Annotated in this window: 10 protein-coding genes; all 10 read right to left on the bottom strand. The window is 48.3% G+C overall.

Annotation, left to right across the window (positions count from 1 at the left end; genetic code table 11):
• Positions 1-146: 146 nt before the first annotated feature.
• Positions 147-1,043, bottom strand: a complete 897-nt coding sequence (locus ACQ4N7_RS26625) for a beta/gamma crystallin-related protein (protein WP_430714464.1) — start codon at positions 1,041-1,043, stop codon at positions 147-149.
• 61 nt (positions 1,044-1,104) lie between these two features.
• Positions 1,105-1,998: a pirin family protein gene (locus ACQ4N7_RS26620; protein WP_430714463.1), complete on the bottom strand. Its 894-nt coding sequence runs from the start codon at positions 1,996-1,998 to the stop codon at positions 1,105-1,107.
• Between the two features lie 218 nt (positions 1,999-2,216).
• Positions 2,217-2,804, bottom strand: a complete 588-nt coding sequence (locus ACQ4N7_RS26615) for a nuclear transport factor 2 family protein (RefSeq protein WP_430714462.1) — start codon at positions 2,802-2,804, stop codon at positions 2,217-2,219.
• A gap of 97 nt (positions 2,805-2,901) precedes the next feature.
• Complete coding sequence (locus ACQ4N7_RS26610) at positions 2,902-3,867, bottom strand: zinc-dependent alcohol dehydrogenase family protein (protein WP_430714466.1); 966 nt, start codon at positions 3,865-3,867, stop codon at positions 2,902-2,904.
• A gap of 188 nt (positions 3,868-4,055) precedes the next feature.
• On the bottom strand, positions 4,056-4,181 hold the full coding sequence (locus ACQ4N7_RS26605; RefSeq protein ID WP_430714465.1) for a hypothetical protein: 126 nt from the start codon (positions 4,179-4,181) through the stop codon (positions 4,056-4,058).
• Between the two features lie 47 nt (positions 4,182-4,228).
• Positions 4,229-5,200: a CPBP family intramembrane glutamic endopeptidase gene (locus ACQ4N7_RS26600; protein ID WP_430714461.1), complete on the bottom strand. Its 972-nt coding sequence runs from the start codon at positions 5,198-5,200 to the stop codon at positions 4,229-4,231.
• A gap of 40 nt (positions 5,201-5,240) precedes the next feature.
• Positions 5,241-5,597, bottom strand: a complete 357-nt coding sequence (locus ACQ4N7_RS26595) for an AraC family transcriptional regulator (RefSeq protein ID WP_430714460.1) — start codon at positions 5,595-5,597, stop codon at positions 5,241-5,243.
• 118 nt (positions 5,598-5,715) lie between these two features.
• Positions 5,716-6,273, bottom strand: a complete 558-nt coding sequence (locus ACQ4N7_RS26590; RefSeq protein ID WP_430714459.1) for a DsbA family protein — start codon at positions 6,271-6,273, stop codon at positions 5,716-5,718.
• A 218-nt stretch (positions 6,274-6,491) separates the two neighbouring features.
• Positions 6,492-7,121, bottom strand: coding sequence for a response regulator (locus tag ACQ4N7_RS26585; RefSeq protein WP_430714458.1), 630 nt, complete (start codon positions 7,119-7,121; stop codon positions 6,492-6,494).
• A 12-nt stretch (positions 7,122-7,133) separates the two neighbouring features.
• Positions 7,134-13,925, bottom strand: coding sequence for a PAS domain S-box protein (locus ACQ4N7_RS26580; protein WP_430714457.1), 6,792 nt, complete (start codon positions 13,923-13,925; stop codon positions 7,134-7,136).
• Positions 13,926-13,943 lie beyond the last annotated feature (18 nt).

The following is a 13,943-nucleotide window of genomic DNA, read 5'->3' as shown; positions in this document are numbered from 1 at the left end:
CACTCATAACCGCGATCCTGAACCCGCTATGGCGTCTCGGAAACAGCATGAGCAGCGCACCTATCGAATCGAGTTCAAAATACACACGTACTGCTATGGCGCTGATTAGTTTTGTCAGTCAACCAGCCAGTCTCCAGCAATCGCGATCACTGGATGCGCTGAATCGAGCTGATGTTGTCTTGCAAGCCTAGACCACTCAGGTCGCTGTAGCTGCCGGTGCCTAGGGTACGGCAGTTGCCTCGATAGCCGACGTCTGAACACAGTCGCCAGGTGCCGCTTTGAATGCGCACCGAGGAGATCTGATCGTTGAGCCCCCGAGGGATCAGGTTGTCGATCGAGTCAGCCACCGTGATGCTGCTACCACCGTAGTTAACGTCGAGGTACACCGTGATCAAGCTACCGCTAGACCCACTGCTGCCCGAGCTATCGCTGCTGACTAGCTGCATTGAGCTGATGGTGTCTTGCAGCCCCAGGGCGCTGAGGTTGCTGTAGCTGCCGGGGCCTAAGGTTTGGCACCTGCCCCGGTAGTTTACGTCGGCGCACAACTGCCAGTTGCCGCCATCGATTTGAAGCGACGAAATGGTGTCGTTGAGCCCGCGAGGAATGAGATTGTTAATGGAAGTGGTAAAGACGGTATTGTTACCGCTAAAGCCAGAGTCTGAATAGACGGTAATGCGGGGGCTAGCGCCGCCACCGACCGACGGTGTAGTGGTGGTCTCGGGCTGAAAGGAAGTAATGGCATTGGCTAGCCCAAAGGAACCCAACGACGAGTAGTTACCGGGGCTAAAGGTTTTGCAGTTGCCTCGGGAGCCAAAGTCGGAGCAGACTTGCCAGGTGCCCGAGACCACAACCATTGATTCGGCGCGATCGTTAAAGCCCTGGTTGCCTAAATTACGCACCCCAAAGGAAAACGATCGCTGTTCACCGCTAAAGTCAGGCCCGTCAAACAGAATAATTTGGGTCGTTTGGGCGATCGCGCCTGGCTGAGCCAGTAGGGCACCCAGTATGCCAACCACTATCCACAGCCAAAATGTTTTTTTCATACTTATATTTATCAACACTTCAGACAGTTTTTGGGAGCCAAGGGCAGAATGGGACGTTAACTCAGAGGGGTTGCGCTACTACGTGATCTGAATCATCGGGGAGCGGAATGAATTCAGTTTCATCGGGAACCGCCGGAAAGCGGCGGTCTTGCCAATCTCGTTTTGCCTGCTCGATACGCGCTGAGCGACTCGACACAAAGTTCCAGTACTTGGTGCGATCGCCCACTGGTGCCCCGCCGATGATCATTGCTTTTGCCTCAGCCCCTGCACTGATATCTACTGATTCATCCGGCGCTAAAACGGCTAGACGATAGGGCTCTAAAGGCTCTCCATTTACGAACAGGCCGGATGTGACGCTATAAATAGCCCTGTCTAAACCTTCTGTTGGCGCTAGCTGAAATTGACTACCTTCTGTGAAAGCGAGCGCCAGGTAAAGCGTAGCAGAGTAGGTTTTAACGGGCGATTGGTGAGACTGGTAGCTACCAGCGATCAAGGTCGCGCTGGTGCCTGTTTGAATCCACCTCGGTAAATCAGTCGCCGGATAATGGGAAAAGCTAGGTTCAACTTCTTCAGCGCTTGCGGGGAGGGCAATCCAGGTTTGAATGCCGTGAAGCGTAGATTCTTTCTCTCTAAAGCTCTCGGGCGATCGCTCAGAATGGACAATACCTCTGCCCGCTGTCATCCAGTTCACCTCGCCGGGAAAAATCTCTTGTACTGTACCTAGGCTATCCCTATGCAGAAGGCTTCCTTCAAATAGATAGGTAACCGTCGCTAAATTGATGTGGGGATGGGGTCTAACATCGACGCCTTTTCCAGCCGGGAAAATAGCTGGGCCTAAGTGATCAAAAAAGATGAAAGGTCCAACCATTTTTAGGGTTTCACTCGGCAAGATGCGCTGTACGCTAAACCCACCTAAGTCGTGCTTTTCAGGGGTGATTAATTGCTGAATACTCATTTTTTACGATCCATTCTTAGTTGACGTTGTGGACGAAGCTACAACCTTAGTTCTGTTGCTGCTTCAGATTGTGGTGAATGGTTATGTTACTTGCGTCAAAACTCAATGGGCAGCCATACGTGTAGGACCCAGCAACAAGAAGCGCCTCGATCTATAGCCAGGATGAATAACGATTCTGGTTGTAGGAGCCGAGTTTGGGTATTGATGTTTGCTAGCTCCTACACTGAGTCGCGATCGATTAGTGTGTTTGAAGGTAAGTTGGGATTGATCGCCTTACGCGCACTGTCAACGCCCACGGCGGGAAGCGTACCCGGATTGAGTAAGCCGACTTGAACCAATACACTTGCCTGATGCCAGTAAATGTGTTCGTGGGCTAGTTTGCCGTCACGAAACCGAATAATCGCAACTACTGGCACTTCAACTCGTTTTTCAGTTGGAGTAACGCCAGGTAGCATCCAGTTCATCTGGATCGTATGAGTGAACGTAGCCACCATTTCATCGACGAGTTGATCCGTTCCGATCGTGCGCGAAATCGGAATTAGCTCGAGATCGGGTGGAATCTGCGGAATGAGGTATTTGGAATAAAACTCGCGCAGTGCTGGTTTTCCAACTCCTCCAATCATTACCGGGATGTGGTTAACGTAAGCATCTTCAATCATCGTAGCGAGGGCGTCTTCAGTACTGTGAGTGCCAAACTCGTACTGTAAATGCTCTTCCCAAAGTGCTTGAAAAGACTCCTGGGCTGGTGTCAGATGGGTAGTTGCTTGTAAATTTGCTTGTCCGTCCACAGTTTGCTCTTTGAGCATGATTAAATACTTCCAGTTCTATCTATCTAAAGTGTCTTGAGTAACCGATGATGTAGCTCGTAGCATCAGAACAGAGAAAAATAGCAGCGCGTTTTTATCACTCAGTCAATTGCAGAACAATCTTGCCTCGCATTCTTCCCTGTTCTAAACGTTGATGAGCTTGAACGATGTCACTCCAGGGCAGAACTGAATCAATGACGGGTCGAATCTGGTCGCGTTCAATCAGGTTCCTTAGTGCGTCCAATTTGTCTCTATACTGGGGGCTGAAAACGAAGTGAATTGTCAAGTTTTTACCCCAGGCATCAAGCAGTGTTTGAGGGGTTGCAGTATCGACAATTGTGACCAATTTCCCAAATGGACGAATTACCTCTGAGCTACGTCCAATCGTGTCTCCTCCAACTGTGTCTAAAACTAAATCAACACCCTGACCATTCGTTTCTCGTCCAATCACTTCAATATAATTTTCATGCTTGTAGTCGATGGGATAATCTGCACCCAGCTTCTTAACGAAATCAAAGTTTTCTGCACTGCATGTTGTATATACATAAGCACCCATTGCTTTCGCCAGTTGAATGGCGATCGAACCGACTCCACCCGCTCCAGCATGAATTAAAACTGTTTCACCGACTTGTAAATTCCCTCTGACCATAAGGCAGTCCCAAGCGGTTCCTCCTGCCAACGGCAAGCAAGCTGCCTCAACATGGGTCAAATTAGTCGGCTTAACTGCAACAATGCTTTCCTCTGCAACATGGTATTGAGCATAACTACCAAACTCGCCAAAAATCTGAGGTGAGTAGTAAACCTCATCTCCAATCTGAAAATGAGTGACTGCCTCTCCAATCGCTTCAATCACACCCGAAATGTCAACTCCAATAATTGCAGGGAGACGAACTAAATCTTTGTAGTCACCTCGACGAGTTTGATAATCAAGGGGATTGAGCGAGGTTGCGTATACTTTTACCAGAACTTGGGTCGCTTTTGGAACTGGCTTCGGTATGGTTTGAAATTCAAACACCTCAGCGCTACCAAAAGCGGTCAGTACCGCAGCTTTCATATACTCCATATCTGCCTCCTGATTGCCTTCAGCGATCGCCTCGTTCATCTCTTCTAAGATGGCTTTATTTTTCTTGGACATCAGAATCTCTCCTTTATTCAAGTGGATGCTTTGACAGAGCCATCTCTCAACCAACTCGTCCTTTTCTTGTTTCAATCAAGATTGATCTTCGACATAGAATCAAACTCCGAGCTGTTCTATCCCCTCATGCCAGCAGCTACCATCACCGGAATTGTGGGCAAGTTGCAAACGACATGAACAATAACGACAGTCCAGATCGATCCGCTGCGGCGGAAGATTTCGACAGTGGCAAGACCCGTCACTACGGCTGCGGAAAAGACAATGTTGATGCCGTGAGCGAGGGCAAAGATCACGGTTCGCCCTGGAAAACGGGTTCGGATGCCCTATCGCGTTTGAATACTTTGTAGGCGATCGCCAGAAACACGGGTACGACAACCAGCATCGATAGCGCCGTGTAGGTCGCGTGGAACTTGCTGATTGTGAACAGAGCCGGTGCGTTCACGGCGCTTCCGGCTACGCCCACCAAGAGACTGCCGCCGATGTTGTTCGCGAAGTGTGCGCCGATGGCGAGTTCGGTGGTTCCGTCAATCAACGAAACCACAGTCCACACCAGCCCCGGAACGAGGAAGTAGTTGAAGAAGACCGTGAGCCAGCCACCCGCGCTTGCCTCCGGGTTGAGCAGGTGCGCCAGGGCGAAGATCGTGGCTGGCACCAGCGCCAGAAACACGCGGTTCGTCCAAACAATGCTCGCGCCCTGCACGATGTATCCACGAAAGAAAAGCTCCTCTGTAGTGGTCTGGATCGCAGTGAAAATCAGCGCCAGCGGGACAAAGAGCGCGAACGTTGCGAGGTCGAAGCTAAAGGAAAAGGTGTCGGGATAGAAGAAGTACTGTCCCAGTCCAGCGATCAGCCAGAATGGCACGAACCAAGCCACAAACCCCTGACCGACACGCCGCCAGCTAATCTTTTCCCGCGCTGTGACCAGCGTTCGGGGGTGGCGATGGTGAACGAGGGTGACGGCGGTCAGGATTCCCGCGAGGAAGAATGGAAAAATTGCCGTGACCGCAACGAAGCCCCCCACGGGACCGAACGCGGCGTAATCCAGCCGATTGACTGCCGCAAGCCCCTCCTGACCGCCAAACAGAAACGCGATGCGAGGGGTGGCGATGCCGCCGACCACCAGCCCCACAAAAAAGATGACTACTAATCCCAGAACATACCGCCACCCCCGATGCTTACCCCACCGGGCGGCCTCCACGTAAGTCGCGTCTTTCACTTCCATTCCGATTCCCTGATGTCCTTGAATTGCTTTGAACTTCATTTTTGTCTCCTTGACTGGTGACTGATGGAGTGCTTGGAGGTTAGCGAATCTGTTTTGGGGTCATTCCCGTAATGCGCTTAAATTGTTGGGTCAGATGGCTTTGGCTGGAGAAGCCGACTTGTAGAGCGATGTCTGCGATCGCAAAATCCGTCTTCTTCAACATTACTTTTGCTCGTTCTACGCGCTGTTTAATCACGTATTGATGGGGCGAAATCCCCATTGTTTGTTTAAACAAACTCGCAAAATAAGTCGAACTAACGTTGATCACGTCTGCAAGTTCAGCCAGTGATAATTCTCGATCGAGGTGAGTCTGAATATAGTCAAGTACTCGCTGCAATCGGGTATGCGTTAAGCCTTTGTAATTGGCTTCAACGGTTGGCGTTGTAGTTGTTAGCATGGTTCAAAACTTGGCAAGTTTTTCAACAAATCAGGCAAAAACTAGCGATCGCGCATGCGATCGCTGACTAGCACTAACCAACAAGTCAGATATAAATCAGGATTATGGATTAGGGAGCTTAACGACTTGCAGCAATCACGGCTGCCATCAACTCTGTCATGTTCCAGTGCCCGATATACCGAATTCCATTAATAAACAGGGCTGGAGAAGTCGTTACTCCGCTCTGTATTCCGCCTTCGATGTCTTCATGGATGCGATCGACATGCACTTCTTTAGACAACTCTTGAAGAAATTGAGGCATGTCAAGCCCCAAATCATTGGCGTACTCGATAAGATAACCGTTCTCCAACCTTTGTTGATGGTCAAATAAGGCATCGCTCATTAACCAAAACTGTCCCTGGGCGGCGGCGGCTTCGGCTGCCTGGGCTGCCCGCTGAGCATGGGGGTGAATCTGTGTTTGTGGAAAATGACGGAGGATGAAGCATAAATAATCTTCTCCAAAAGTAGCGCTAAGCTCTCGTTTGATCGCTTTGATCAGCTTGTAAACGTCTGCACTTCTAGGGTCTTGATAATCTCCATATATCACCAGTACGACCTTGGCACTCAGAATACCTTGAATCCAATCTTGAGTTGAAGGTGGTATAAGTAAAGAACTTTGGTTACGATCGTCGCTCATCTTTTTAAATTTGCATCAAGCATAGAACCGTGCAATTGACTTGCTCGATCCATTTGCATGACTGTTTGCATAAATTCAATATAGGCGGTCGCCTTCAAGCTGTCGCCTACAGCAAGTTAACTTTTTTACAGTGCAAATTGATAGATTAACCGTGCCATCGCAGAGTAGAAGGCTGGCTCTAACTTAAGTTAGACTCCGAATTTGATCGAAAGTACATCTTACAAACTGACAATGCCGCGCTTAACGGCAACAATCACAGCCTGGGTGCGATCGCTGACATCTAGCTTATTCAAAATCCGATTGACATGAGATTTAACCGTGCCTTCACCGATGCTCAAAGCAGCTGCAATATCGGCGTTACTCATTCCCTGGGCTAGCGAACGGAGTACCGCCATTTCTCGTTCACTCAGTTCTGGATTGCTGAGCCGTTGTACCAACTTTGCTCCCACATCGGGCGGAATGTACTTCTGACCCCGATGAACGGTACGAATGGCATTCAGAAGCTCATCCGGTTCAGTTTCTTTCAACAGGTATCCTTTTGCGCCTGCCTGCAATCCCCGGTAAATATCTTCGTCACTATCGTACGTAGTCAGTACAATAATGCGAGCCGATTTAGCAGCAGCACAAATTGCGCCGATCGCTTCCACGCCATTGAATTCGGGCATTCGCAAATCCATCAGCGTGATATCCGGCTGGTGTTCCCCAAATAGCGCGATCGCTTGTTCCCCATTTTCGGCTTGGGCAATCACCTGCATCTCTGGGTCACGGTTAATGATCGTGGCTAATCCTTGCCGAAAAATAGCGTGATCATCCGCAATCAAAATTCGAATGGGCGTGGCTTGGCTCATCGTGATGCTCACTCAAGGGTTGACGGTGACAATAATCTCTGTTCCCTGCCCAGGTTGACTCCGAATCGTCAGTTGTGCGCCGATGCGCTCTGCCCGTTCGCTCATGCCGAGTAAGCCAAACCCCTCAGAGGCGGGAATACTCCCAACGCCAAAACCCTGACCATTGTCACTCACACACAAGCAAACCTGATCGCGATCGTAGACTAGCTCAACTCGAATTTCGTCAGCATTGGCATGTTTAATTGCATTGGTTAATGCTTCCTGCCCCATCCGCAGTAGGTTACTCTCAACTTCAGTGGGTAGAGCATACACTGCCCCCTCGATTTCATAGTGCAAAGTGGTATCCATTGCGGCAGTTCTGATTTGAGCGATGAGACGATGTAGAGCGCTCTGTAAACTGCCCTCCTCCAAAAGTTGAGGGCGGAGCGCGACGACCGATCGCCGAGCTTCGGTCAGTCCAGTTCTTGCCAATTCTTTGATTAGGTCTAGGTGCGCCTGAGTTGCTTCTATATCATCCGTTAGCACCTGTTTTGCGGCTCCGACTTGAGCTAGAATGCCCGTAAACGCCTGAGCGAGCGTATCGTGAATTTCGCGTGCCATGCGGTTGCGCTCTTCCAAAATTGAAGTGGCTTCTGCTTGCTTAAGAGCCGTAATATCTCGCGCCAGCCAAATCACTTGCTCGTGGCGGAACGGTGCAATGTGAGACGATGTCCAAGTTTCTCGTCCATTCAGAAACGTACTGTACTCGACTGTGATGATTTGTTGAGTTCTCAGCACCTGCTGAATGTAACCCAGTAATTCATCAGCTTGTTCTCTAGCAAAGAGTTGATGCAGTGTTTTGCCATTACACTCCTCCCTATACTCCTCTCCATAGGTCAGATTTCCTTTAGTTATGTCGATCACTTGCCCTTCAGCAGTCAGGACACACAGCGGATCAGGTATGGCTGAAAAGAGCGCCCGCAGTTCTGCTTCAGAGGCTTGCAATGCTGCTTCTGCCTGTTTGCGATCGCTGATGTCCCGCTGTACCCCAAAGTGACCGATGATTCTGCCTTGACTGTTATAAAGGCAGCTATAATTTCCCTCAATCCAGATTGAAGTCCCATCCAATTTGAATTCATCCGTTTCGATATGTAGCTTCCCAGCATCAAAAAGTTCCCGCCACACCTGTTTGCCGTAGGCTAGCCCTTGTTTGCCGTAGGCTAGATTGTGAGCATACAAGTCGTTGGGAGTGAAACCAATAAACTGCTCTTCGCTACGTCCATACTGAGCGAGTATGGCATCGTTGGCTTTCGTAACCCGCTGGTGACCAAAGACATAGTCCAAGACCTTGTCCTTATCAACCGTGTCATCCCATTGCACTGGATGATCAAGCATCATGATGAAAAAGCCGTCAAGGGATTGGGAGAAGGACACATCCAACAGTTGCTCACTTTCACGCAGGGCAGCTTCTGCTTGCTTGAGATCGCTAATATCTGCAACCACTCCTTCGATATAGTCATCACCTGCATTCAGATAAGAAGAGAAAAGCCCCCAGAACACCGTTCCATCTCGTTTTCGCATCTGTGCTTCAAAGCTTCGCACTTCTCCATCCCGCTTCATCACTTCAATACCTTGTTGGCGCTCGCTGGGATTGACCCAATAGCCTACAGTGTGTTCAATCCCAATTATCTCCTGGGGAGAATCAAAACCAAACAGATCAGCAAAGCGTTGATTGGCGTCGAGAATTAATCCATCACAGGTGCGGGTGCGGTAGATGCCAACCTGCGAGTTTTCAAAAATATTGCGGAACTTGGCCTCACTGCGTTGTAATGCCTCTTCTGCTTGCCTACGCTGGGTGGTGTCGTTGCCCACCGATAAGATTTCAACGACATCTTCCTGGTCATTGAAGATGGCTTGATTCGACCAGGCCATCCAAACTCGCCGACCGTCTCGACACAGATTTTCACCCTCACCTTGCGGGTACGCTTGAGGGTTGCGAAGTAAATCGTGAACCATGGGTCTCACATCGCGTCCAGAGAGTTCGACTTCTGGAATGATGGTTTCAAATAAGGTTTGCCCTAAAATCTGATGCTCTTCATAGCCCAGGAGTTTTACTCCATAATCGTTGATGTATTGAATCCGTCCTTGCGGATCATAGCGAATGATCACTGAATTCGCGGTTTGTAGCAGGTTGCGATAATTCGCTTCGCTTTGTCTCAATGCGGCTTCGGTCTGTTGACGTTCAGCGATTTCCCGCTGTAGAGATTGAGTTCGCTGTTCTACCTTACTTTCCAATGTTTCGGTATAGTCTGCTAACTGTTCATATAACCGAGCATTCTCCAGTGAAATTGCTGCCTGAGCCATCAACAGTTTGAGGACTTGTAAACGATCGCGGGTAAACACTCCGGTACTAAGATTGTTCTCCAAATAAAGGATGCCGACAAGCTGATTTTGCTTGAGAATTGGCATAGAGAGGAGCGATCGCGTCTGTTGGTGTTGAATATAAGGATCAGTCAGAAAAGATGGTTCGCTGACTGCATCATCAAACACCAGGGGTTCTTGAGTACGTTCTACTGTGTAAATGACGGGGACAGGAATCGTTGCACAGCCAGTAACAGGGATCTTTTCCAGGTTGCACTCTCTACTCCCACTGCACCGAGCCACCACAGTGAGTTGATCGTCTTCTAGGAGCACTAGAGCGCCTGTTTCGGCTCCGGCATTTTCTATCACCACTTGCATTAACGTGGCAATCAATTGATCGAGATGGATTATTTCTGAAAGAGCTTGAGCTGCTTTCATTACCGCAGCCAAATCGATCGCGCTGTCTAAGCGACCAGAAGTAGTTCCAGAAGTTGTATGGATTGGCGTGTAGGTCACAACCGGTGATTGAGAAAAGAACTGCGGGTAGCGAGTTTCTAAATCTTTGACTTTTGCCATCGCTCCCCATCTTTCATAGCAGTAGTGTGCTTCTTTCATGTAGGTCTGAGCAATCTTTTCCCGACCTCGCGCCAGATAATGTTTAGCCGCTAATTCATAAGCTAATGCTTCTTCCTGGATATACTCATTTTCAGCAGCACCTGCGATCGCTCGTTCATAAAACTCCTCAGCCTCAAGAAATTGCCCTAAGACGCGCGCTTTCTCTGCTTCGACTAGATGAAATTTATGCAAATAATTCATTGGGGCATGACTCGCCCATTTCTGCATTTTTTCTTGTTTGGAGCTAACACAGTTTAGCCAAGCTGCTTTTTCAGAGTTTGAAGCATCGAGCAATAGGCTCAAAAGCGCCAGCGAATGATAGAAACAGAATACAGGTAGAAACTTTATTGCCGTCGCTTCTTCAAAATGTCGCCTTGCCAAAATAGCAGTCTGTACAGCTTGATGGTGTTCTCCAAATAGATAAAACAGTATAACTTTGTGCAGATACAGCATTTGAATTGCAGTTCCATCTTTAACTGCAAGGGCGTGTGGTAATGCTTGCTCTTCATTACACACCCGACCAACTAAGCGACTGGGATTCTCAGACCTATCTAACAAATTAAGAATGGTCTGCCACACTATTGCAATCCAAGTCGGGGGGCTTTCCCGTCTGATTCGATCAACTGCTTTGCTGTATGTTGCCATTTTCTGTTCCAGTTGGGTGAGTTCCTCACCGACGAAAAACGAGTGGTGGCACACGCCATATGCAGCATAACCAGCGAATTCAAAGTCTCCGGTTTCCACTCCTTCCTGATAAGCCTCAACCAGCAGTGGTATCATCTCCTTAAGATGCACTTTCCATTGCATAACATGGTCACTAAATATGTGTAATGCTTTAGCCTTGCCTTTTTTGGTATTCAATCGTTCCGCTAGGCTAAGAGCCAATTGACCAAATTTATAGCCGAGTTCAATGTCTTGAACAACTCCACATAGAACCAACCCGTAGCAAGCATAAAACAGTGGTGACCAGATGGCATTCCCGTAGTTGATTGATAAATTTACCGTTTTGCAAGTAATCAGTATAAACAGTGCTGGTGTTACTATGAATGCAGCAGCCCCTATATTTGCTAGGATTGACATTGCTGCTAGCGGTTCTGGTGCAGTCATCTCTGGCAAATCAATCAAGTCTTCAATTTCTCGTTCAGTGAGTAGTGCCGCCGTTGACTCCAATCCTCCTCGAACATCTAGCTCACTTGGATTTTCTGGTAAGATTACTCCCAGAAGCTTCAACACTTCCAAGCCAATTTTGAGTGCTTCTTTCAGGTTGCCCTGTGACAAACATTTTTGAATGCTGCTATCGTAAACCTGCACTTTATCAAGTACTGTCTTAGCACGATCGAGTACCACTTCTACCAACTGTTCCATCTCATCAAAGCAACCCTGGAGATACGCCGCTTCTGCTGCTTCTGAGTACAGCGCTAAGGTCAGGTCATACTCACTCTGCCAACTCTCTGAATTGAGGAGTTTAAGCCCTGTAGTGAAATACTTAAAAGCTGCGTCATAAGCCGTTGCTGCCTTTGCTTTCTGACCTGTCCTTAAATTCAATTTGGCAATTTTAGTTCGTTCTGATCGAGCAGTGACTAGCTCAAGTCCTTGATTGAGATGATCGATGATTTCAAACAACCGATCGGATCGTTGCTCTGGTGAAGTTCTTTCGAGTAAATTGCGACCGATTTGGAGATGAACAACCTGTTTCTGCGATTCATCAATCAAAGCATAAGCCGCTTGCTGAACGCGATCGTGCAGAAACTTATACTCTTGAACCAACAAATCTTCGTCCAATTCAGACAGAGGTTGAATTAATCCCGCTTGTACTGCTGCTAATAAATCCTGGAAAATTGCTTTCGGTGATTTTTCGCAAACGATCGCTAACGTTTCTAAATCAAACTCAGACCCAACACAAGCCGCGATGCAGAGAACTTGCTGTGTTGCTTCCGGCAATTTCTGCAACTGACGCAGCAGTAACTCCACCACATTATCAGTGATATCTTGAGCTTCAATCTCTGCCAGGTTCCACTGCCAACTCAACTGTTGGGCATCAAAGGTTAACAGGTTTTCGCTACGCAGCAGCTTCAAAAATTCACCAACAAAGAAAGGGTTGCCCTCGGTTTTACGTGATACAGCTTGGGCTAGGGAGCGAACGATATCAGGATTGTGATGTAATGTATCAGCTATCAGTTGACTCAACGGTTCCAGTGTTAAGGGGGTCAGGATGATTTCCTGAAATACTGCTCCCTGGTTTCGCAGGCTCTCTAGCGTTAAGACTACCGGATGCGTTGGAGTCAGTTCGTTATCTCGGTAGGCTCCGATCAAGAACAGATACTGGATTTGCTCATCAAGCAAGATAAGTTCGATTAACTTCAACGTCGCAGAATCGATCCACTGTAGATCGTCCAAAAAGATGACCAGGGGATGCTCTTTTGCACAAAACGCCCGCACAAACCTTTGAAACGTGAGATTGAAGCGATTCTGTGCTTCTGTTGCTCCAACTTCGGGTACAGGCGGCTGCTTGCCAATAATGAATTCAACTTCGGGGATGACATCGATGATAATTTGTCCGTTGCTTCCCAAAGCCGTGAGTAGACGCGATCGCCATACTTCCACCTGTTCATCCGGTTCACCCAACAGTTGCTGCACCAACTTTTGCAGGGCATCGACGATCGCGCTGTAGGGAATATTGCGTCGGAATTGATCAAATTTGCCAGAGATAAAATAGCCGTGCTTTGCGGTGATCGGTTTATGGAGTTCCTGTACCAATGCTGTTTTGCCGATGCCAGCATAACCGGAGACCAGCATCATTTCAGTGTTTAAGTTTTGAGTTTTGAGTTTTGAATTTTGAGTTGAATCCTTTAACTCAAAACTCAAATCTGAGAACTCAGAACTTCCGGCTACTCTGTCAAACGCTACCCATAATGCTGCAATCTCCGCTTCTCGCCCATACAGTTTTTGAGGAATGCGGAACTGCTCGGAAACATCTTGCAGTCCCAATGATAGGGCGTTAATCTGACCCATTTCAGCCAATTGTTGGGCACAGCGCTCTAGATCTGCTTTGATACCCCAGGCACTCTGATAGCGATCCTCTGCATTCTTCGCCATCAGTTTCAAAATCAGGTTTGAAACAGGTTGAGGGATCGTCGCGTTCAATTCGTGCGGAGGAATCGGCGGTGTAGCAATGTGACAGTGAACGAGTTCCAGGAGATCATTGCTAGGAAACGGCAATTGTCCCGTCAACAGTTTGTAGAAGGTTAGTCCCAGTGAGTAGAAATCAGTGCGATAGTCGAGCATCCGGTTCATTCGTCCGGTTTGCTCTGGCGACAAATAGGCGGGGGTTCCTTCTAGAAGATAGAGACTTTTGAAGGTGGGATTGGTGCGACTGAAGCGAGTGGCAATGCCAAAATCAATGATTTTGACAACGCCAGTCTTCGGATTAAAGACAATGTTGCCAGGATTAATATCTTTATGGATGACATGAGCCGCATGGATTTTGCCTAGAGTATCCGTAATGGCGATCGCCATATTCAAAAAAACCGACAGCGGCATGGGAGAAAAGTCTAATTGTTGCCGCATCCAGCATTCTAAAGACTCTCCACCAAAGTCTTCCATAAGAATAACCAGCGTGCGCTGGTAGTCTTGCTGGCTGTACGCCTTGACTACGCCTTCAGTGTTGAGCGAGCGAGTAATTTCATACTCCTGTCGATAGCGAGTTAAATCCTGAGGAGAGGGATAATCCTGCTTGAGAACTTTGGCGATCACTGCACAGTTATCTTGCTCTCTGATGCCTCGATACACCAAAGAAGCTGAGCTCTCGTAGATTTTGCTGTGGATAGTAACTCCAGGCAGGGTAATCATTGAGTGCTCCCCTATAAA

It is taken from the genome of Nodosilinea sp. AN01ver1 (genome assembly GCF_050565655.1).
GTDB lineage: Bacteria > Cyanobacteriota > Cyanobacteriia > Phormidesmidales > Phormidesmidaceae > Nodosilinea.
The sequence above is the reverse complement of the archived record's forward strand: the minus strand, read 5'-3'. Positions and strand labels throughout refer to the sequence as shown.

Excerpts from the sequence above, each read along its gene's own strand:
- ACQ4N7_RS26610 (WP_430714466.1), bottom strand. The coding sequence starts at position 3,867 with ATGGAGTATATGAAAGCTGCGGTACTGACCGCTTTTGGTAGCGCTGAG.
- ACQ4N7_RS26625 (WP_430714464.1), bottom strand. The coding sequence starts at position 1,043 with ATGAAAAAAACATTTTGGCTGTGGATAGTGGTTGGCATACTGGGTGCC.
- ACQ4N7_RS26590 (WP_430714459.1), bottom strand. The coding sequence starts at position 6,273 with ATGAGCGACGATCGTAACCAAAGTTCTTTACTTATACCACCTTCAACT.
- ACQ4N7_RS26595 (WP_430714460.1), bottom strand. The coding sequence starts at position 5,597 with ATGCTAACAACTACAACGCCAACCGTTGAAGCCAATTACAAAGGCTTA.
- ACQ4N7_RS26615 (WP_430714462.1), bottom strand. The coding sequence starts at position 2,804 with ATGCTCAAAGAGCAAACTGTGGACGGACAAGCAAATTTACAAGCAACT.
- ACQ4N7_RS26580 (WP_430714457.1), bottom strand. The coding sequence starts at position 13,925 with ATGATTACCCTGCCTGGAGTTACTATCCACAGCAAAATCTACGAGAGC.
- ACQ4N7_RS26620 (WP_430714463.1), bottom strand. The coding sequence starts at position 1,998 with ATGAGTATTCAGCAATTAATCACCCCTGAAAAGCACGACTTAGGTGGG.
- ACQ4N7_RS26585 (WP_430714458.1), bottom strand. The coding sequence starts at position 7,121 with ATGAGCCAAGCCACGCCCATTCGAATTTTGATTGCGGATGATCACGCT.
- ACQ4N7_RS26600 (WP_430714461.1), bottom strand. The coding sequence starts at position 5,200 with ATGAAGTTCAAAGCAATTCAAGGACATCAGGGAATCGGAATGGAAGTG.